Consider the following 19,610-nt stretch of genomic DNA (forward strand, 5'->3'; position numbering starts at 1 on the left):
GGACCCGCCTCCACGATAGGCGCGCACCGGCGCCCCGGGGCGGGGACCCGGGCCGCTACAGCGGCCGGACCGCGCCGACCGGCCCGCCGCCGCCGAACAGGTCCACGCTGAGCAGGTCGGCGACGGGGGAGACGTCGGCGCCGAGCTCCCGCAGGGCGGTGAGCCCGACCATGGCGCGGGCGCGCGTCTCGGCGTCGCCGTCGGAGATCTTGACCGCGGCGGTGCGCCCGTCGGTGTCGGCGAGCACGAGGACGCCTTCGGCGCCGATCTTGGAGACCGTTCCGGGCAGGTCGCGCATGATGCGGGTGTCGAGGCGGCCCTCACCGGCCACGTACTCGGGGTGGGTGCGCATGGCGGCGATGACGGCCGCCTCGGGGGTGCTCTCCGGGGCCAGGGCCATGGCCCGGATCCCGCGCGCCAGGCCCTGCAGGGAGACGGCCATCTGCGGGGCGCCGCAGCCGTCCACGGCGGTGTGCGCGACCGGTTCGCCGCACAGCTCCTCGATGGTCTCGCGCACCAGCGCCTGCAGCGGGTGGGCGGGGTCCAGGTAGTCGGCGGTGCTCCACCCCTGGGCGGCGCAGGCGGCCAGCATGGCGGCGTGCTTGCCCGAGCAGTTCATCAGCAGCCGGTCCGGCTCCCCGCCCGAGCGCAGCAGCGCGTCGCGGAACCGCCGCCCCATCGGCCAGTCGACCGGGCAGCGCAGGTCGTCGGGGCCGAGCCCGGCGTCGGCGAGCACCTTGCGGACGGTGTCGGCGTGGATGTCCTGGCCGCTGTGGCTGCCCGCGGCGATGGCCAGCTCGGGTCCGGAGACCGGCGCCCCCGCGCGCAGCGCGGCGAGCGCCTGGAAGGGCTTGGCGGCCGACCGGGGGAACATGGCGGCCTCGACCGGTCCGCGCGTGTACCCGGGGGCGCCGTCCGCGGTGATGCCGATGACGGCGCCGTAGTGGACGCCCTCCCGGAATCCGGAGCGCACGACCTCGGCGAGCGGCACGTACGCGGGCAGCGGGGACGACGGGTGGGACACCAGGCCCTCCATTCGCGACAAAATCGGACAGACGGCTCAACGTTATGCGCCGCTGTGCTCTTCCCGCACCCGTCGCACGGGTGCCGTAGGGTCGGGCAGCGGCGCGGCGCCCCCGGTAGGGGCGCTGTGACGGGTTCGACGGGGGAGGACGTACCGCATGCTGGAGTGGATGAGGGCAGGGCGCCCGCGCATGGGCGGGGCGGTCGCGCACGGGGCGCTGACCCGCGCGCGGGGCGGGTCCGCCCTTCCGGCGCGCGGTCTGGAGTACGCCGTCCTCGACGTGGAGACCACCGGGCTGGACCCCGCGGCCGGTGCGCGCGTGTGCGAGGTCGCCGTGGTGCGGATGCGGGGCGACGGAACGGTGCTGCGCGAGTTCAGCACCCTGGTCGACCCGGGCGCCCCGATGGAGGGGCGCGAGTTCCACGGCATCACCGACGGGGACGTGGCCGGGGCGCCGCGCGCCGGGGCGTTGGCCGGAGAGCTGGCGGGGCTGTTCTCGGGAGCCGTGGTGGCCGGGCACAACCTGGACTTCGAGGCGGCGTTCCTCGCCTCCGAGCTGGTTCCGTCGGGGCTGCCCGAGGGGGTCCCGGGGCTGTGCACGCTGCGTGCCCTGCGCTCCCAGGTCGACCTGGACCGGTACTCGCTTCCGCGGGCGAGCCTGGCGCTCAACGGCCACTGGCCCTCAGGGCAGCACACGGCACTGGGCGACGCGCGCGCGTGCGCCCGCATCCTGGCCGAGATGCTGAACACGGCGCCGGGAGAGCTGTACTACACCGGGCCCGCTCCGCGTGATGTGGTGCTCGGAGAGCAGGGCGCCGAACGCGTCGGCCCGGTCCGGCTGAAGAGCCGGACCCCGGTCAAGGGGGCGCTCCCCCTGGCGACGGTGTGGCCCCGCCGGTGGCGCCCGCAGGAGCTTCCGCCGGAGCTGTGCGGCGGCGCGTTCACCGGCGCCGACCGTACGGCCGCGTTGAAGGCCGCCCGTGAGCGCGGCCTGTTCCGCGAGGCCGCCGCGGGCGCCGTGGCGCTGGCCGGGGCCGCGGCGGCCGCGGGAGCCGCCCGCTCCCTGATGCGCGCGCTGCGCTGAGGCGGAGGCCGCCCCGGGGCGTGCGGACCGCCCGCGTTGTGTACGGGCCGCATGTGGTCACCGAAAGTGGTACTGCCGTCACTCCCCGGCGCCGCCTGGGGTTCAGACCCCGGACAGGGCGAGGAAGAAGGCGATGATCAGGGTGCTCCCGCCCACCGTGGTGAGGGTGGCGCGGCCGGCCTCGGTGAGGCGTGCGGGGAGCACTGCCAGGGCCGGGTAGAAGCGGATCACGCGGTTGGTCATGGCGACGGCGACCAGGACGGCGCCGACGAGCAGGAGGACGAGGGACACGTCGGGACAGGCCTTCTCGGAGAGGGAGGGGCGAGGGGTGCTGCGGTGTGCGCGCCCGATTGTCGCGCATGCGCGGCCGGCGCGGGAGGGGGCCGCGGTGCCTCCCCGGGTTACGGCCGGTCCCCGGATGCCCCGTTCGTCTCGTTCGCGCCGTTCGTCCGGTCCGCGTGGGGGGCGGCCGCGCCGAGCGCCCGCAGCGTGAAGGAGGTCACCAGCGCGTGCGCCTCCTCCACCGAGGCCTCCCCGCGCAGGATGGGCACCCGCTGGGCCCCGATCATCGCCAGCACCAGCCGTGCGGTGGCCGCCACCGGCTGCGCGGTGAACGCGCCCTCCTCGGTCCCGTGCCGCAGGACCTCCTCCAACAGCCGCTGCATGGGCTCCACGTGGTCGGCCAGGCGCTGGTAGGCGTCCGGCCCCAGGCTGGCGCCGAGCTCGGCGGCCGGGGGGTGGGGGTGCTCGGCGATCGCCTCCAGCTGGAGGCGGACGAAGGCCGACAGCCGGTCGGTGGGCTCGGGGACGCCGTGCAGCTCGGCCCGGTAGCGCTCCATGAAGCCGGCGGTGGCCTCGTCGGCGAAGGCCAGCAGCAGCGCCGCCTTGTCGGGGAAGTAGTTGTACAGGGCCGTCCGGGTGATGCCCGCCCGCGCGGCGACCTCGGTCATGGAGATGTCGTCGATGCCCTCGGTCCGGGTCAGTTCGGCGACCGCCTCCAGGATGCGCTCGCGCGTCTGGGCCCGGTGGGCGGCGATGGTCGGCGCGGAGATCTTGGGCATGCCCCCATGGTCGCACGGCGGCGGAATCGGCGGGGTGGCCCGTGCAGGTCGTGGACGGGGCGAACGACCGCGGGACCGCGTGCGTCAGGGGCGGCGCCCGCCGGGTGGAAGGGCCCCGGGCGGCGCCGTCCCCGCCGCCCGGTGCCCTGTGCGGCCGCTCAGGCGGCCGCGCCGGACGCGTGGCGGCGTCCGAGGTCGGCCAGGACCTCCGTGTTGAGCTGGTAGGCCAGGCCGGTCTCGCGGATCATCGCCTGCCGCGCGGTCGCGTCGAGGTCCAGGGCGTCCAGGCGGGCCCGGTAGGCCTCCTTGAACCGCGGCAGGCTGCCCAGGGCCGAGAAGTCGTAGAACGCCGTCCCCGCGGTGCCGGGGAGGCCGTAGGCCCGTGCGGCCGCCTTGCCGATGAACTGGCCGCCGGAGACGTCGCCCATGTAGCGGGTGTAGTGGTGCGCCACGTACCCGGCCGGGTCGTCGGCCATCTGCCGGATGCGGGCGGTGTAGGTGGCGGTGGGCGGCGTGGGGGAGACGCGGCGCGCCCATTCGGGGCCGAGCAGGGCCTCCAGGTCGCGCTCCAGGGCGGGCACGCGGAACAGGGCCGGGTCGACGAACGGGCCGGCCAGGGGGTCGCCGGCCAGGGCGCGGCCGACCTCCTCCAGCGCGGTGTAGGCGAAGTAGTGCTGGGCGGTCATCGCGGCGTACCCGTCCACCGGTAGCGCCCCGTCGAGCAGCGCGCGGGTGAATCCGTGCCCCTCGGCCTCTCCGTGCGCCTGCCAGGTGGCGGCCTTGAGCCGTTCGGAGAAGCGCCCGTCCTCCACCATCGGTCTCCCTTCCCGTGGCCGGACCCGGTCGGCCCGCTGTTTTCTGACATCTTGTCAGCATGATGGTGACGGGTGTCAAGACCGATACGACGCACTGTCGTATAAGTCTCGGCGGATTCTCAGGCGCCCCGGTCATGTGCGGCGCCGGTGCGGGGCGCGGGGTGGGCCGCGGCCGGTATCCTTGCCCGGGACGGCGGTGCAGACCTGGCGAAACAGGAGGAAGTGGACCTTTCGGGGCGCGGGCCGGGGAACGCCCGGCGGCCGACCGTGCGTTAGCACGTGCAGTGGCGGCCCGCGAGGCGGTGACACTATCGTTTGTCTGCCGCGACGAGGGGCGGCCGAGAATGCCAGCGAATCAGGACTTGGGGCAGTGACCGTGACGCGATCCGAACCCGTGGGGCCGGCCGATGCCGCCGCCCCGGCGCCGGCGGTCGCCTCGGTCGACGTCCTCCTGGTCGAGGACGACGCCCAGGACGCCTTCCTGGTCGAGGAGCTGCTCGCCGAGACCGACCTGGAGTGCCGCATCACCTGGGTGCGCACCTACGCCGAGGCGCGCGAGCAGCTGCCCTCCTTCCGCGGCTGCGTCCTGCTCGACCTCAACCTGCCCGACGCCGACGGCATGCCGCTGCTGCGCAAGGTGCTCGACTCCGCCCGCTCGGCCGCCGTGGTGGTGCTCACCGGCCTGGACGATGAGCACGAGGGCGTGGCCTCGGTCGCCGCCGGCGCCCAGGACTACCTGGTCAAGGGCCAGGTCGACGGATCACTGCTGGCGCGCAGCCTGCGCTACTCGGTCGAGCGCCAGCGCGCCGACGAGAACGCCCGCCAGCTCCGCGAGGCCGAGCTGTACGCCCGGGAGAACATGCGCCTGGAGCGCGGACTGCTCCCGCAGGTGCTGCTGGACGCCTCGCCCCTGTCGCACCGCACCTTCTACCGGCCCGGCCGCAAGCGCGCCCTGGTCGGCGGCGACTTCTACGACGCCGTCGAGAAGGACGGCACCACCCACGTCATCGTCGGCGACGTCAGCGGGCACGGCCCCGACGAGGCCGCCCTGGGCGTGCAGCTGCGCATCGCCTGGCGCGCCCTGGTCATGGGCGGCGTCGATGAGCGGCGGCTGCTGCCCTCCCTGGAGCAGATCCTCATCAGCGAGCGCGCCCAGGAGGAGATGTACGCCACCCTGTGCCAGGTCAGCCTGGACACCGGGGCCGAGAGCGCCCGCATCCGGCAGTTCGGCCACCCGCCGCCGCTGGTCATCGCCGACGGCAAGGTCGCCGAGGTGGAGGCCTCCCCGCACCCGCCGCTGGGGGTCTTCCCCGAATCCGAGACCGAGGTGGAGGAGTTCGCCCTGCCGCGCGGGGCCACCCTGATGCTCTACACCGACGGCCTCGTCGACGCCTACGACGGCGGCCCGCCCGCGCGCCTGGAGGTCGCCGGACTGCGCCGCATCGTGTCCGGCCTGCTGGAGGCCGGGACCTCCGTGGTCGACGTGCCCGAGCGGGTCGTCGACGAGGCCGAGCGGCACAACGGCGGCCCGCTGCAGGACGACGTGGCCATGCTGCTGGTCACCCATGGGAGCGCCCGTTGAGACCCTGGACGCTGAGGAGGCGGGTCACCGTCCTCCTCGCCCTCGTCGCCGCCCTGCTGGTCGCGGCCGTCTCCTTCATCACCTTCGCCGCGTTCACCGCGCGCGACTCGCTCGACCGCCAGGTCGACGAGCTGGCCCCGGCCCTGACCGCCGTGCAGCAGATCAGGTCCGGCTACCTGAACATGGACAACGGCCTGCGCGGCTACGCCCTCACCGGCAACGAGGACTTCCTCAGCCCCTACCAGCAGGGGCGCAACACCGTCCGGGAGAACGAGGCGACGCTGGAGAACGTCGCCGGGGACAACGCGGACGTCCAGAACGCGCTCAACGAGGTGCTGGCCGCCGGGCGCGCCTGGGACGAGGACTTCGCCGCGCCCACCCTGCAGAAGGTGCGCGACGGCGAGGAGGTCACCGGCGCCGACTTCGAGCTGGGGCGGGAGCGCTTCTCCGCGATGCGGGACGCGGCCGACGAGGCCGAGCGGCGCATCGACGACGAGATCTCCCAGGCCCGCACCGGGCTGAGCTACGCCACCCAGCAGGTGGTCGCGCTGCTGATCCTGGTCGGCTTCGTCGTGGTCATGCTGTCGGTGTTCCTGTGGGTGATGCTGCAGCACTGGGTGCTGCGCCCGCTCGACGAGCTCGCCGGGCACCTGCAGCAGGTGTCCGAGGGCTACTACGCCCACCGCATCGAACTGCACGGCCCGCCGGAGATCACCCGGGTCGGGCGCGACGTCGACGCCATGCGCGAGCGCATCGTCAGCGACCTGCACGAGGTCGGCGCGGCCCGGCGCAAGCTCCAGGAGCAGTCCGAGCTGCTGGAGCACCAGGCCGACGAGCTGCGCCGGTCCAACATGGAGCTGGAGCAGTTCGCCTACGTCGCCTCGCACGACCTGCAGGAGCCGCTGCGCAAGGTGGCCAGTTTCTGCCAGCTGCTGCAGCGCCGCTACAAGGGGCAGCTCGACGAGCGCGCCGACTCCTACATCGACTTCGCGGTCGAGGGCGCCAAGCGGATGCAGACCCTCATCAACGACCTGCTGGCCTTCTCCCGCGTGGGCCGCACCAAGAACTTCGCCCCGGTCGACCTCAACCAGGCCCTGGAGGACGCGCTCAACAGCCTGGAGACCCGGCTGGACGAGGCCGGGGCGGTGGTCACCGGCCAGGACCTGCCCACCGTGGAGGGCGACCGCACCCTGCTCACCCAGGTCTTCTTCAACCTGGTGGGCAACGCGGTGAAGTTCCGCGGGGAGAACGACGCCCGGGTGGACGTCAGCGTCCGCCGCGAGGGCGACGAATGGGTCTTCTGCTGCGCCGACAACGGCATCGGCATCGACCCGCAGTACGCCGAGCGCATCTTCGTGATCTTCCAGCGCCTGCACACCCGGGACAAGTACGGCGGCACCGGCATCGGCCTGGCCATGTGCAAGAAGATCATCGAGTTCCACGGCGGCCGCATCTGGCTGGACCCCCGCGACGACGAGCCGGGCACCCGCATATGCTGGTCCCTGCCCGCGGTACCGGAGGGGGCCGCCGGCGACGGCGCCGCCGAGGACGGGGCCGGCGCCGCCGACGGCGCGGAGGACACCGGGGCGGCCGAGGCGGCCGCGGAGGCCGGTGAGGACGGATCGGCCGAAGGCGCCGGAGCGGACGCCGACGGCGGCGTGCGCGCGGACCGCGCGGACGGACCCGGCGGGCAACGGCCCGCCGGAACGGAGCCCGAGGGCGATGCGCCCGACGGCGGGGAGGGCGGCGGACCGGACGCGGAGGGCGAACCCTCCCGGACCGGCGGCCGCGACGGGGACGAGGGCTGAAGACGATGAGCGAGGTCACTTTGGTGCAACCCATAGAGGTGCTGCTGGTCGAAGACGACCCCGGCGACGTCCTCATGACCAAGGAGGCGTTCGAGGAGCACAAGGTGGGCAACCGCCTGCACGTCGTCTCCGACGGGGTCGAGGCCCTGCGCTTCCTGCGCCGCGAGGGCGAGTACGCCGACGCGCCGCGCCCGCACCTGATCCTGCTCGACCTCAACCTGCCCCGCAAGGACGGCCGCGAGGTGCTGGAGGAGGTCAAGGGCGACGAGTCGTTCGCGCACATCCCGATCGTCGTGCTGACCACCTCCGAGGCCGAAGAGGACATCCTGCGCAGCTACCGGCTGCACGCCAACGCCTATGTGGCCAAACCGGTCGACTTCGAGCAGTTCATACAGGTCGTCCGGCAGATCGATGACTTCTTCGTCACCGTGGTGCGGCTGCCCAAGGGCTGATCTGCAATACGGTGGTGCCATGAGTCTGCCCGAACCGCGCCGCAGCGCCGGGCCCTACCGCATCAGCGTGGTGTGCCTCGGCAACATCTGCCGCTCCCCCATGGCCGAGAAGGTGCTCACCGCCGACCTGGAACGGGCGGGCCTCGCCGACCGGGTCGACGTGGAGAGCGCGGGCACCGGGAGCTGGCACATCGGGTCGGGGATGGACGAGCGCGCCGCGGCCACGCTGCGCGTGCACGGCTACCCCACCGGCCACACCGCCCGGCGCTTCGACCCGCGCCGCTTCGACCAGTTCGACCTGGTGCTGGCCATGGACACCGACAACCTCGACGAGCTCGTCCGCGAGGCGCCGGACGAGCAGGCCCGGGAGCGGCTGGCACTGTTCCGCTCCTTCGCCCCGGGCACCGGGCCGCACCCGGAGGTCCCCGACCCCTACTACGGCGGCGAGGACGGCTTCACCGCCGTGCTGACCATGGTGGAGGCCGCCGCCAAGGGGTTGACCGGCGAGCTCACGGCGCTGCTCGGCGGCGCCGGGGCGCGGTAGGGGAGGCGGCGTGCCCACCCTCACCGGCCGGGTCCGCGAGCTGACCGGGCGGGAGGCGGTCCGCGCGGTGCCGCTGGGCCGCTCGCACGCCTGGGAGACCTACCGGGCCGAGACCGCCGACGGCTCGCGCCTGTTCGTCAAGGCCCTGCCCGACGACGGCGGCGACGGCTTCCCCGGCCTGTTCGAGTCCGAGGCGCTGGGGCTGGCGTGGCTGGGGCGGGCCTTCGGCTCGCCCGCCGCCGAGGTCGCCGGCTGGGACGCGCGCACCCTGGTGCTCCAGTGGATCGATGAGCGCCCGCCCACCCCCGAGGCGGCCGAGCGCTTCGGACACCAGCTGGCCTCCATGCACCTGGCCGGGGCCGAGGGGTTCGGCGCCGACCGGGACGGCTACATCGGCCCGCTGCCCCTGGACAACACCCGCGACGCCGCCTGGCCGGAGTTCTACGCGCGGCGCCGCCTGGAGCCGTTCCTGCGCCGCGCCGCCGACCGGGGGGCGCTCACCCCGGCCGACGTGCGGATCGTGGAGAAGGTCGTCGACCAGGTGGAAGACCTGGCCGGGGAGCCGGAGCCGCCCGCACGGGTGCACGGCGACCTGTGGAGCGGCAACGTCATCTGGCAGGACGACGGGGCCGCGGTGGTCGACCCCTCGGCGCACGGCGGGCACCGCGAGGGCGACCTGGCGATGCTGGCCCTGTTCGGCCTGCCCCACCTGGACCGGGTCCGGGACGCCTACAACGAGGCGGCCCCGCTGGCGGCCGGGTGGCGCGGACGGATCGCCCTGCACCAGCTCTACCCGCTGCTGGTGCACGTCAGCCTGTTCGGGGCCGCCTACCGGACGACCACCATGGAGGCCGCCCGCGCGGCCCTGCACGGCTAGGGGGTGTTGTGCGGATCACGACCTACTGCGCGACGCCCGGGCACGCCCCTCGCTGCGTCCTCATCGGTCGACAGCGCACCCAGGCTGACTCCCCTGCTTTTCGGGAAACACAGCGTTCTCGCGATGAACGCACCTGGACGCCGCTCGCTACGGCCATGATCCACACAACACCCCCTAGCGCCCGTCGGTCCCGGGGGGAACGGCGCTGAGACCGCGGTCGTAGGGGCGTTTTCCCCGAGATCAACGAGGGGGCGCCCCGTCAGGACGGGGAAACGCCGTGCGGGAGCGGCACCTTCACCTGGCGGATCTGGCCGTCGCCCAGGTGCAGGTAGGCCGTCCCCGGCGTCAGGCGCGAGCTCGGCACCCCCTTGGGCAGGCGCAGCCCCAGCACCTCGCCGTCGACCGGGGCCTGCGGGGACAGCAGGGCGCCCATCCGGTTCCGCTTCAGGTGCACGTGCCAGGCGCTGAACCCGCCCTGCAGGGCCTCGTTGGTCCCGGCCGCCACGATCGCCCATCCCTTGCCGACCATGCCGCGGGCGATCCGGGTGAACTCCTTGCCGATGTCGTTGTGCAGCAGCAGTTCCGCGTCGTCGACCATCACCACCGCCGTCTCGCCCTCGAACCGGCCCAGCGCCTTGTGCAGGTCGCCCAGCTTCGGGTCGGCCAGGTCCAGGACCGCGGGCACGCCCGGGTGGCCGCGCAGCGCGCCCAGCGCCGAGGAGCGCGGGGTCACCAGCAGCAGCTCGGTGCCGCCGATCAGCAGCGACTGGGCCATGGACAGCAGCAGCGACGACCGCCCCGACTTGGGCGGGCCGCTGATCAGGAACGTCGGCGTCTCGGCCAGGTCGGCGCCGAGGGCGGTGAGCTCGTTGCCGCCCACGCCCACCAGGCCCCACAGCGGACGCGGCGGGTGGGTCAGGTAGCGCTCGGTCTCGGCGAAGGTGAGCTGGTCGGGCAGCACGTCCACGCGCAGCGGCGCCGGGGAGGTCCCCGCCGGGGTGCGCTGCGTGGTGAACGCGGCGATGTTGGACAGCTCCTGGGCCTGGGCGCCGCCCTGCGGGTCGTCGCACAGCAGCGCGAACTGCAGCTCGGTGCCCTCCCCGCCGACGTAGGCCCGCCCGTCCGGGATCGCCTCGGGCAGGTCCCGGGCGCTGAGCCCGACCGAGCTGTAGTCGCCGCGGTCGTTGCACCGCAGCACCAGCCGGTGCTCGGTGGTGGAGGCGTACTTGTTGCGGGCCAGCGACTTGTCGCCGGTGACGATGACGTGGATGCCCACCCCGGCGCCGTCGCGCATCAGGGTGACCGCGTCCTCCAGCAGCGCCCCGTAGTTGTACTCGCCGAAGGCCTGCTCGAAGGCCTCCCACCGGTCGATGAACAGCACGATGTGCGCGGGCTTGTCGCCCCCGCCCGGCTTGGCGCGCAGCTCGTGCAGGTTGGCGCAGCCCTCGGCGGCCAGCCGCTTCTGCCGCTCCTCCAGCTCCCGGCCGAGCACCCCCAGCAGCCGCACCACCCGCTCCTGCTGGGTGCGCCCGGCCACCGAGCCGCAGTGCGGCAGGCCCTCCATCGGCAGCAGCGCGCCGTTGCCGCAGTCGATGCCGTACATGTGCACGTCGCCGGGGTGGTGGCACAGGGCCAGCGCCCCGGCGATGGTGCGCAGCGCCTGCGAGCGGCCGCTGCGGCCCGAGCCGATGACGTGCAGGTGGCCCATGTTCTCCAGGTCGAGGGAGAACGCCTGCTGCGCCTGCTGGGCGGGCAGGTCCATGAGCGCCACCGGCACCGGCTGCACGCGCCCGGCCTCGGGCTGCGGCAGCGGCGCCGTCCGGTTCAGCTCGGCCAGGGTGAGCCGCTCGGGGAGCGCCTGCAGCCACGGGCTGGGCTGGCGCTCGGCGCCGACCTGTTCGGAGGCCTGCCGGACCGCACCCACCAGCACCGTCAGGTCGGTGACCTCCACGTCGCCCTTGTCGGCCTGCTGCGGACCGGCGGCCGGCGGCGGCAGCGCCAGGTCGGTCCAGCGCACGGGGTAGGCGGCGGGGGCGGGGGCGTCGGTGGAGGCGACCACGCGCCGACCGCCGACCCGCCCGGACTGGAACGGCAGCAGCGAGGCGGCGCCCAGCCGGGCGTAGGCGCGGCCGGGGGTGTCGATGCCGATCTGCGCGGACTCGGCCGCGTCGATCACGTCCCGGCTCTCCCCGGCGTCGGTCATCCGCAGCGCGATGCGCAGGTTGGTGTTGGCGCGGATGTCGGAGGTGACCACACCGGCCGGGCGCTGGGTGGCCAGCACCATGTGGATGCCCAGCGAGCGGCCCCGCTGGGCGATGTTGACCAGGCCCTTGACGAAGTCGGGCAGCTCGCGCGCCAGGGAGGCGAACTCGTCGATGACGATCATCAGCCGCGGCATCTGCGGCAGCGACGGGTCCCGGTCCAGGTACTCCAGGTAGTCCTCGATGTCCTTGGCCCCGGCCTGGGCCAGGATGTGCTCGCGCCGGTGCAGCTCGGCGCCGAGCGAGACCAGCGCCCGGCTCACCAGGTGGGTGTCCAGGTCGGTCACCATGCCCACGGTGTGCGGCAGGTCCACGCAGTCCTTGAACGCGCTGCCGCCCTTGTAGTCGACCAGCACGAACGACATCGACTCGGGCCGGTTCACCGCCGCCAGCGACGCCACCAGGGTCTGCAGCAGCTCCGACTTGCCGGAGCCGGTGGTCCCGGCGATCAGCGCGTGCGGGCCGTCCCGGCGCACGTCCACCGAGAACGGGCCGTCCAGGCCGGCGCCGAGGGTGGCGATGGTGCTGCGGCCGTTGCTCGCCCAGTGCGCGGCGATCGCCTCCCCGTTGGGCGGGTCCAGGCCGATCACGTCCAGCAGGCGGGCGCTGCGCGGCAGGGCGGCGCCGTCGTCGGAGACGCTGGAGTCGCGCAGCGGCGCCAGGGCCCGTCCCAGCCGCTCGGCCCACTCGGCCGACGGGCCGTCGGGGCGGATGTCCTCCACGTCGTCGAAGGTGGTCCGGCGCAGCTCCAGGCCGTCGGGGGTGAGGCTGACCACCGCCTGGCACTCCTCGGGCAGCATCCGCTCGTCGGTCTCCAGGCACAGCACGTGCAGGCCCAGGGCGGGGCCCTCGCGGAGCAGCTGCACCACCCCGGGCAGGGAGCGCAGCCGCCGGGCGCCGTCCAGCACCACCACGATCTGGGCGGCGTCGTCCATCGCCCCGCGGGGGGCGCCGCGCCGCGCCTCCAGCTCGGCCAGCAGCTCGGAGATGCGGCGGGCGCAGGTCTCGGCGTCCATGCCGGTGCGGGCGTAGGAGTTGGGGATCTCGCTGCGCAGGTGCGGCAGGAACCGGGTCCAGGCCCAGCGGTCGTGGTCCTGGCGCAGCGACAGCAGGTAGAGCTGCAGCTCGGCGGGGCTGTGCAGGGCGGCGAGCTGGGCCACCAGCCACCGCTCCAGGGCGTCGAACCGCTCGCCCCGCCCGGCGCAGCCCACCACGCCGTTGTCGCGGACCGAGACGGTGGCGGGCACGTCGTGCAGGTTCCAGGTGATGTCCTGGCGGTGCGCGTCCCGGGTGGGATCGTTCAGCACCACCTTGGAGGGGACGGTGCCGGTGCCCACCCGCAGCAGGGTGAAGTCCTCGTCGACCGGGCGCCGCTCCCACAGCCGCGCCCGGGGGCCGGTCGCCAGCAGCAGCACCGCGGCCGGGTCGGGCGCGGTGTCGCGCAGCCGCCGCTGCTCGGTGACCAGGGCCTCGTGCGCGTCGTTCTGGATGCGCTCGGTCTTGTCGTGGAACTCCTTCATCTCCCGGTCGTACTTGGCCTTGCCGGTGCGTCGCTGCAGGAGCTGCATGAACACCACGCTGATCGGCGAGATCAGGCCGATGGCCAGGTACTGGGGGCGGCCCATGACCAGCGCGCCGCCCACCGCCAGCACCAGCGGCATCATGATCATGACGGCGAGCTGGGCCAGCGGGCGGTCCGGGGGCTCGGGCGGGGAGGGCAGCCGGAACTTGGTCTTGGCGGGGGCCGGGTGCAGCCGGGGAGGGCGGCTGTAGTCGACGGCGGCGCCGTCGTCGGAGCTGTTCACGGCGGCGTCGGGGCGCGTGTTGGGCCAGGCCTCGAAGAGCGTGTCGCCCAGGAGGAGCTGGTGGCCCGGGGGCCATGCGGCGTCGGGGGCGACGTCGTCGCCCTCCAGGGTGGCGCGGTCGCCGCCGCCGGTGTCCAGCACGGTGACGGCCCCGTCGGGGGCCACGCGCACGCGGGCCCAGGTGCCGTCGGTGTCGACCGGCACGTCCGAGGGGGCGCCGTCGCCGGGCAGGCCGACGGTGTAGTCGCCCGGGTCGACGCGGAAGACCAGCCCGGCCCGTTCGCCGGAGACCACGCGGACCTCCACCACGCCGGGCGGCTCCTCGACGGCGGAGCCGGGGCCGCCGACGGTGACCACGGCGCCGTCGTGCAGGCCCGCCTCGGACAGGGTGAGTCCGGGCTCGATGCGCTGGGCGCCCAGGTAGAGGTCGACGCCGCGGCCGGGGGCGCGCGGCTCCACGCGCACCAGCGGGTCGAGCGACTCGGCGAGCTGGGCCACGCTGGCGCCGCCGTCGGCGTCGACGAGCACGTCGACGCGCGGCGCGGGCATCGCCTGCGGGGCCTGCGGCCCGTACCGCCCCTGCGGCCCGTGGGGGGCCTGCGGGGGGTGCGGGGCGTGCGGGCCACCGGGGTCGGGCTCGCGGCGGGCGATGTGCGGCGTGGTGGTCAGCAGGAGGCGCACGGGCGTTGGTGCTTCCGGTCGGTGGACGGCGGTGCGGGGGCGCGCCCGCGCGGGGGCCGCGGCGCGCCGGGCGGGGCGCAGGCCCAGGGGGAGGTGGGCCGGCCCCGCCCGCCTGGGTCCGGCTATCGAGGTTAGCCCAGGCCCTCGCCCAGCTTCTGGTCGGTGTCGGAGAAGGTGTCGCCGACCTGCTTGACGTACTTCGAGATGCCCTCCAGGCCGTCGTTGACCTGCTCGAAGCCGGAGTGGAACTCTTCGAAGAAGGGCTGGAACTTCTGCTGGGCGGCCGGGGTGGAGTAGCCGTCCGCGATGAGGCCCTCGACCTTGTTCTTGATGTCGGCGAGGCGCTCCTGGAAGTCGGCGAAGTCGGCCGCCAGGGAGCCGGAGGTCTCCTCGGTGCGGTCGGAGTCGACTTCGAACTTGGGCATGGTGATGGTCCTTCCGGTTTCCGGTTGGGGGCGGGTGTCCGGCATCCCGTACCGGACCGCCCGATGGACAGTACGGGCCGACCACACGAGAGGTTCAGCCCCGCCCGAAGCTCGGACGCGAAGCCCGCCGGGAGGGTTCCAGACGCCCTGCCCGAAGAAGAGAAGGGCTTTATGCTGGAAGCCCCAGCGGACGGAGCCGGGCACGGCTACGGTGGCACTTCTGGAGGTGGCGCGGGATGTCGGTCGCTGCGGTCGGTGTGGAGCACCAGTGGGACGTCCTCCTGCGCGCCTGGCGAGAGGTGGATCTGCCCGGGGAAGGCTGGCGGGCGGAGATCGATGAGCAGAGGATCGCCCTGATGCCGCCCCCCCCGGTGAACCGCACGATCTGATCGCGAGCAGGATTCACCGAGCACTGGTGAGCCGCCTCCCGATCGAGTGGGAGATCTTCCCGACGGTGGGGGTGCAGGTCCCGCACGTGGAGAAGCTGTACGTGCCCGACCTCTGCGTCATTCCCTCCGATGTCTTCCCGACCGCCAAGCCTCCCGTGGAGGGGGCGGAGGCGCTGCTCGTCGTGGAGATCACCTCGCCGTCCAACGTCGAGCACGACCGGAAGAAGAAGCGCTGGGCCTACGCCCACGCCCCCGTTTCCCTGTACCTGCTGGTCGACGCGTACGACGTGTCGGGGCCTTCGGTGACCCTGTTCTCGCATCCGAACAACGGCGACTACGGGACGATCACCAAGGAGCGCTTCGGGGCCCAGGTTCACCTGCCCGAGCCGTTCGGCTTCGACCTTGAAACAGGGGCGTTCCCGAAGGAGTGAGGCGGCCCGGCGTACCGGCACCCCCGTCACGCCGCCGGGCGGCCCGGCGCGGGACGCTGCTCGCGCTCGGTGTCGCGCCACTTCTCGTTGACCGCGTTCTCGGGGAAGGGGATCTTGACGGCGTTGGGGTTCATGCCGCAGTCGAGTGCGGCCTGGATCACCTCGTCGGCCTTGTCGGTGCGGACGGTGATGTACTTGCCGTCGCGACCGATGATCTCGATTCCCGGCCCCGTCTCATTGAGCAGGCGCAGCCGGGTGAGGCGGAAGAGGTCCTTCCTGGTGAAGTCAGCCTTGCCCATGTAGGCGATGGCGTTGATGGGCACGTTGACGGTGTTGTTGAAGCCGTTGGAGATCCGGAACACGCGCTTGGGCTTGTCCAGGAGGACGACCACCGCGGACACCCGGTACCCCAGGAAGCCGAGGATGAAGGCGACGGGTACGGCTGCGACCGCGGTCCAGATGTACGAGCTCCAGTGCTCGTAGCCGTCGGAGAACATGGTGCCCGTCAGGAAGGTGGCGCCGACCCCGATCGCTCCCATCGCGATCATGTTGATCTTGGCCCGCTTGTGGAAGTGGTCCCACTGGGGAGTGGCCGCCGCTGCGGCCTTCATGTCTTCGCGGAAGCTCTTGTTCTGTGCGCCGGACATGGTGGGTCAGGAGTCCTTTTCTGCTCGGTGCTCTCGTTCGGTCGGGGGGTGTCGGATCGGCGTTCGGTCGCGCGTCGGCCGTCGGAGACGCGGCGGGCCTGATCGGCCCTTGTCGGAGCGCGCTCCAGGGCGCTTCAGGCGCCTCGGGCGGCCGACCGCGACATGTGCTCCAGGCGGGCGAGCCTGACGGAGGGGCTCGGATGTGTTTCCAGCAGGGGCGCCAGGAAGAAGTACCCGACGATGCGCTCGGTTCTGTTCTTTGGCGGCTGGTTGGCGGAGACGATCGACTCGCCCGTGCGCGGGCGGGATGCCCGCAGGTCCTTTTCGGGGATGGAGTGCACCCCTTCGGCCAACGAGGACAGGGCCGAGGCCAGTGCCGCTGGGGAGCCCGTGGTCCGCGCCGCCGCCGTGTCGGCCGCGAGCTCGCGGTGCCGGGTGAGGAGGGAGCAGGCGATCAGGCCCGGGTACGACAGCAGCGTCCCCACGAAAGTGGTGGTCCAGGCGAGGGCGATGCCTGGTCCGAGGCCCCAGATGAAGACCAGGCCCCGTGCGATGGCGAGGGGGACGATCGCCGGCACCGCGAGGACACGGGGAACGATCGGCATCGGGTAGCGGAAGACGAGTTCGTTGCGTGCGGGCACTCCCCCCTCGACCGGTGTCCAGCGCCAGCCGCACATGTGGGCCCAGCGGCACAGGGGCCGGTCGAGGTCCAGCATCGCCATGATCAGCCTGAGCGGGACCTCAAGGGCCCAGCACGTCATGCTGTGCGCGTAGACCAGGAGCCGCTGGTCCCGGTGGGCGATGTGGGCGTACTCGTGGGCCAGGACGGCTTCGAGCTGGTCGTTGTCGAGCCGCTCCAGGAGGGCCGTGGTCAGGTGGACGGCGGGACCACGGCCGCCGGGGCGGTGGGACAGGGAGTAGGCGTTGGGCTCCCGGGAGTCGAGCGAGAACAGCTGGGGCTTGGGCTGACCGGTCAGTGCCGACAACCGGTCCGCCACGGCGTGGAGCCGGGGATCGTCCTCCGCCCCGATCGCCTTCGGGTTCAGTTGGGTGATCGTCGAACGCACGACGAGTTTGTCGGCCCATTCGGCGCTCACGAGTGCGATCGCGACCGGGAGCACACCGATCCACCAGGGCAGACCGAGTGCCACCATGAGGAGGCAGACGAGAGCGGCGTAGACCGCAGTGACGCCGAGGACCACGAGCCACGCGCGCACGATGAGCCGGTGCGGCGCCGTGGGCGGCCTCTTCACGGGGCGCTCCCCTCCGTCTCCTGTCCTGGTCGAGTGGCCCGTCGAATCGCCGGTCGTGGGCCCCTGCCCGGTCACCCTCAAGGTGCCGAGGCTCGGAATCCGGGGGACGATATCCGGCCGACTCCGGGGCCGACGCTCAGGGTAGCGCGGGGTGACCGTCCGGCGTCACTGGGGGGCGGTGTCGGGGAGGCGCTTCCAGAACCACGAGGTGGCGGTGATCGCGTCGAAGAGTTCCAGGATCTCGCTCTGGTATTCGACGTTCGGGCTCGAACAGCTGACGAGCACCCGCGTCTTGAGCCCCGGCACCCGGAAGGCCGTGTGCATCAGGACCGAACGGATCCCCTGGTTCGCCTCCTCGTCGAGTTTGTAGTCGGCGACCCCGAACATGCGGGCGCACAGGTCCGCGCCGGACTCGGGGAGCTCGACGAGCGACTTGCGCAGCCAGGTCCCCTCGGCCTTGGTCGCGCTGGGCGGGTGCACGTGGTCCAGCAGTTTGATCGGGTCGAGCTCCTGGCCGGGCGGCTCCTTGAAGGCCAGGACGCAGACGGTCGCCATGAAGAAGCCGTCCTCGTACCGCTCGAAAGTGCCCGCGGCGGACAGTAGGCCGGAGGAGCGTGCGCTGTGCGCGATCTGTGCCACGTTCTGGAAGAGCTCGTCGACCGTCTCCGCCTGTCGGGGATCCGAGGAGGCGGCCTCCAGGAGGGCCTTGCGGAGCCCGGCGATGCCGTCGGAGGACAGGTCGTACTGGTTCCATTCTTCAGGGATCTGGATGTCGAACCCGATCTGCGCCTCATCGGGGAGCTGGGGCTCGGCGAACTGGTAGGCCATGGGTTCTCTCTACGGAACGTCGGATCGTATGCGGGGCGGGAGGGGGATCAGCCGCCCTCCTCACCCTCCAGGTTCTTGGCGAGCTCGTCGTCGGTCTTGACGAAGGACTCCTTGACCTGGTCGATGCCCTCGCCCATGTCCTTGATGAACTTCGCCATGCGGTCGAACATGTCCTTGCTCTCCTCCATGTAGTCCCCAGAGGCGCTCTCGATGGTCGAGGGTCCGATGTCCCGGGACCACCCCTCGGCCTCTTCGCGCTGGTCGTCCTGGAAGGCGTCCTTGACCGTGTCGAGCCTGCTCTTGATGCCGTCGAGGACGTCCATCTCGACGACGATCTTCTTGGCCATGTGCTGTCCTTTCTCCTTGTGGTTCGCGTTACCGGAGCGGGTCGGTTAGCGGTCCGAATGCCCGTCGGTGGTCTCCTGGTAGCGCTTTTCGCGGTTCCAGGGGTGTTCCGGGGAGGCGGGGTCGATCCCGTTCTTCTTCAGGAAGTGGTCGATCTTCCGGCTCTCGGTGTCGAGTTTGCGGATGGGGTCGCGGATGTACTGGTAGTACCTGTTCCTGAGCTGCTGCATGTGCATGACCTTGGTGGAGTCGATCCTTTTGACTCCGTCGACCAGGTCGTCCCTGATCGAGCTGGTGAACTCATGGAGCTTCCGGTACTTCCTCTCGCTCGCGTAGCCGAGTGTGTGGGCGTACTCCAGCTTCTCCCGGATCCGCCACTCGCGGCGCAGCGCGTGGTAGGCATCGGCCTCGGCTTTGTGGCCGATCGCGGAACGGCTGCGCAGTTTGAAGAGCATCGGGTCGGCGAGGGCGAGTCCCACTATGAAGGCGACCTGAGACATCGCGAACGACGATACGAGTGGCAACATTTTCAGCGTCACGTCACCGGATCCATCCTTCGTGGCGAGCCATTCCGGTGGTGCGTCCATTGCCATGATGCTGATCCAGAATACGTAGAACGAGCCCGCCAGGATAAGGCTTCCGTTGGTGATCAGGCTGCGCATCGTCGGATCACTTGCCCTCCTGTCCGGCCGAGACTGTTCCCTCTTCGTCGTCCACGCGTACCTAGCAACGTTGTTCGTTCTTCACGTCTCGGGGCCTGATTGCGAGGACCGAGGCGCCGTTGTCCTTGTTCAAACCGGTTGTCCGCTCCCCTCGCCTTATGTCTGTTGTTGACGCTTTTCGCGGTTCCAGGAGTGTTCCGGGGAGGCGGGGTCGATCCCGTTCTTCTTCAGGTAGCGGTTGATCTTCCGGCTCTCGGTGTCGAGTTTGCGGATGGGGTCGCGGATGTACTGGTAGTACCTGTTCCTGAGCTGCTGCATGTGCAGCACCTTCTGCTTACGAATCTTGACCAGGCCCTCGTCAAGGTCGTCCATGAAAGTGCTGGTGGAGGTGTGGATCTTTTGGTAGCGCCTCTCGCTGGTGTACCCCAGTGTTCTGGCGTACTCGAGCTTTTCTCGGATACGCCATTCGCGTCGCGATGCTTGGTAGATGTCGACCTTGGTCTGGTACGTGATCGCGGACCGTGTGCGCAGCTTGAGAACCATCGGGTCGGCTGCAAAAAGGCCCGTTACAGCCAGGGCGAACAGCAGGATCAGGGTCACTCCGAACGGGAGGGGGCGTGGGAGTAGGCCCCCATC

At 72.2% G+C, this 19,610-nt stretch carries 20 protein-coding genes; 8 read left to right on the forward strand and 12 right to left on the reverse strand.

Annotation, left to right across the window (positions count from 1 at the left end):
- Positions 1-55 precede the first annotated feature (55 nt).
- Positions 56-1,036, reverse strand: a complete 981-nt coding sequence (locus O4U47_RS04450; RefSeq protein WP_270676231.1) for an asparaginase — start codon at positions 1,034-1,036, stop codon at positions 56-58.
- Positions 1,037-1,181: 145 nt separating this feature from the next.
- On the opposite strand from O4U47_RS04450, the gene O4U47_RS04455 reads away from it, so the two are divergent.
- Positions 1,182-2,108 carry a 3'-5' exonuclease gene (locus O4U47_RS04455; protein WP_270676232.1) on the forward strand — a complete coding sequence of 309 codons (927 nt, stop codon included), beginning with the start codon at positions 1,182-1,184 and terminating at the stop codon, positions 2,106-2,108.
- A gap of 102 nt (positions 2,109-2,210) precedes the next feature.
- On the opposite strand, the gene O4U47_RS04460 is transcribed toward O4U47_RS04455, so the two are convergent.
- From O4U47_RS04460 to O4U47_RS04470, 3 genes are all read right to left on the reverse strand, one after another.
- Complete coding sequence (locus O4U47_RS04460; protein WP_270676233.1) at positions 2,211-2,399, reverse strand: hypothetical protein; 189 nt, start codon at positions 2,397-2,399, stop codon at positions 2,211-2,213.
- A 110-nt stretch (positions 2,400-2,509) separates the two neighbouring features.
- A complete protein-coding gene (locus tag O4U47_RS04465; protein WP_270676234.1) occupies positions 2,510-3,169 on the reverse strand; it encodes a TetR/AcrR family transcriptional regulator in 660 nt (219 codons plus the stop codon).
- A gap of 158 nt (positions 3,170-3,327) precedes the next feature.
- Complete coding sequence (locus O4U47_RS04470; protein WP_270676235.1) at positions 3,328-3,984, reverse strand: biliverdin-producing heme oxygenase; 657 nt, start codon at positions 3,982-3,984, stop codon at positions 3,328-3,330.
- A gap of 370 nt (positions 3,985-4,354) precedes the next feature.
- Here O4U47_RS04470 and O4U47_RS04475 point away from each other — a divergent pair, with 370 nt between their 5' ends.
- From O4U47_RS04475 to O4U47_RS04495, 5 genes are read left to right on the forward strand one after another with little or no spacing between them, the layout of a single operon-like run.
- A complete protein-coding gene (locus O4U47_RS04475; protein WP_270676236.1) occupies positions 4,355-5,566 on the forward strand; it encodes a PP2C family protein-serine/threonine phosphatase in 1,212 nt (403 codons plus the stop codon).
- Positions 5,563-7,374, forward strand: a complete 1,812-nt coding sequence (locus O4U47_RS04480) for a sensor histidine kinase (RefSeq protein ID WP_270676237.1) — start codon at positions 5,563-5,565, stop codon at positions 7,372-7,374. Before O4U47_RS04475 ends, O4U47_RS04480 begins: the two co-directional genes overlap by 4 nt.
- Positions 7,375-7,379: 5 nt before the next feature.
- Positions 7,380-7,826: a response regulator gene (locus tag O4U47_RS04485; protein WP_270676238.1), complete on the forward strand. Its 447-nt coding sequence runs from the start codon at positions 7,380-7,382 to the stop codon at positions 7,824-7,826.
- Positions 7,827-7,845: 19 nt separating this feature from the next.
- Positions 7,846-8,370, forward strand: a complete 525-nt coding sequence (locus O4U47_RS04490) for a low molecular weight protein-tyrosine-phosphatase (protein WP_270676239.1) — start codon at positions 7,846-7,848, stop codon at positions 8,368-8,370.
- A gap of 10 nt (positions 8,371-8,380) precedes the next feature.
- Complete coding sequence (locus tag O4U47_RS04495; RefSeq protein ID WP_270676240.1) at positions 8,381-9,247, forward strand: fructosamine kinase family protein; 867 nt, start codon at positions 8,381-8,383, stop codon at positions 9,245-9,247.
- Between the two features lie 259 nt (positions 9,248-9,506).
- Here O4U47_RS04495 and O4U47_RS04500 read toward each other — a convergent pair whose 3' ends face one another.
- Both O4U47_RS04500 and O4U47_RS04505 read right to left on the reverse strand, forming a co-directional pair.
- Complete coding sequence (locus O4U47_RS04500) at positions 9,507-13,994, reverse strand: FtsK/SpoIIIE domain-containing protein (protein ID WP_408638927.1); 4,488 nt, start codon at positions 13,992-13,994, stop codon at positions 9,507-9,509.
- A 131-nt stretch (positions 13,995-14,125) separates the two neighbouring features.
- Positions 14,126-14,419 (reverse strand): WXG100 family type VII secretion target, encoded by a 294-nt coding sequence (locus O4U47_RS04505; protein WP_270676241.1) that lies wholly within the window; start codon positions 14,417-14,419, stop codon positions 14,126-14,128.
- Between the two features lie 236 nt (positions 14,420-14,655).
- Here O4U47_RS04505 and O4U47_RS04510 point away from each other — a divergent pair, with 236 nt between their 5' ends.
- Together O4U47_RS04510 and O4U47_RS04515 are read left to right on the forward strand one after the other, a co-directional pair.
- A complete protein-coding gene (locus tag O4U47_RS04510) occupies positions 14,656-14,808 on the forward strand; it encodes a hypothetical protein (protein ID WP_270676242.1) in 153 nt (50 codons plus the stop codon).
- 26 nt (positions 14,809-14,834) lie between these two features.
- Complete coding sequence (locus tag O4U47_RS04515) at positions 14,835-15,239, forward strand: Uma2 family endonuclease (protein ID WP_270676243.1); 405 nt, start codon at positions 14,835-14,837, stop codon at positions 15,237-15,239.
- Between the two features lie 26 nt (positions 15,240-15,265).
- Here O4U47_RS04515 and O4U47_RS04520 read toward each other — a convergent pair whose 3' ends face one another.
- The 6 genes from O4U47_RS04520 to O4U47_RS04545 form a co-directional block, all read right to left on the reverse strand.
- Positions 15,266-15,886, reverse strand: coding sequence for a hypothetical protein (locus tag O4U47_RS04520; RefSeq protein ID WP_270676244.1), 621 nt, complete (start codon positions 15,884-15,886; stop codon positions 15,266-15,268).
- Between the two features lie 134 nt (positions 15,887-16,020).
- Positions 16,021-17,139, reverse strand: coding sequence for a M48 family metalloprotease (locus O4U47_RS04525; protein WP_270676245.1), 1,119 nt, complete (start codon positions 17,137-17,139; stop codon positions 16,021-16,023).
- Between the two features lie 165 nt (positions 17,140-17,304).
- Positions 17,305-17,967 carry a hypothetical protein gene (locus tag O4U47_RS04530; protein ID WP_270676246.1) on the reverse strand — a complete coding sequence of 221 codons (663 nt, stop codon included), beginning with the start codon at positions 17,965-17,967 and terminating at the stop codon, positions 17,305-17,307.
- Between the two features lie 47 nt (positions 17,968-18,014).
- On the reverse strand, positions 18,015-18,314 hold the full coding sequence (locus O4U47_RS04535) for a hypothetical protein (protein WP_270676247.1): 300 nt from the start codon (positions 18,312-18,314) through the stop codon (positions 18,015-18,017).
- A gap of 45 nt (positions 18,315-18,359) precedes the next feature.
- The gene (locus O4U47_RS04540; protein ID WP_270676248.1) at positions 18,360-18,812 is read right to left on the reverse strand and encodes a hypothetical protein; all 453 of its coding nucleotides are present in this window, start codon (positions 18,810-18,812) and stop codon (positions 18,360-18,362) included.
- Positions 18,813-19,130: 318 nt separating this feature from the next.
- On the reverse strand, positions 19,131-19,574 hold the full coding sequence (locus tag O4U47_RS04545) for a hypothetical protein (RefSeq protein WP_270676249.1): 444 nt from the start codon (positions 19,572-19,574) through the stop codon (positions 19,131-19,133).
- Positions 19,575-19,610: the final 36 nt, after the last annotated feature.

Source organism: Nocardiopsis suaedae (genome assembly GCF_027706745.1).
In the GTDB taxonomy this organism is placed as follows: Bacteria; Actinomycetota; Actinomycetes; order Streptosporangiales; family Streptosporangiaceae; genus Nocardiopsis_A; species Nocardiopsis_A suaedae.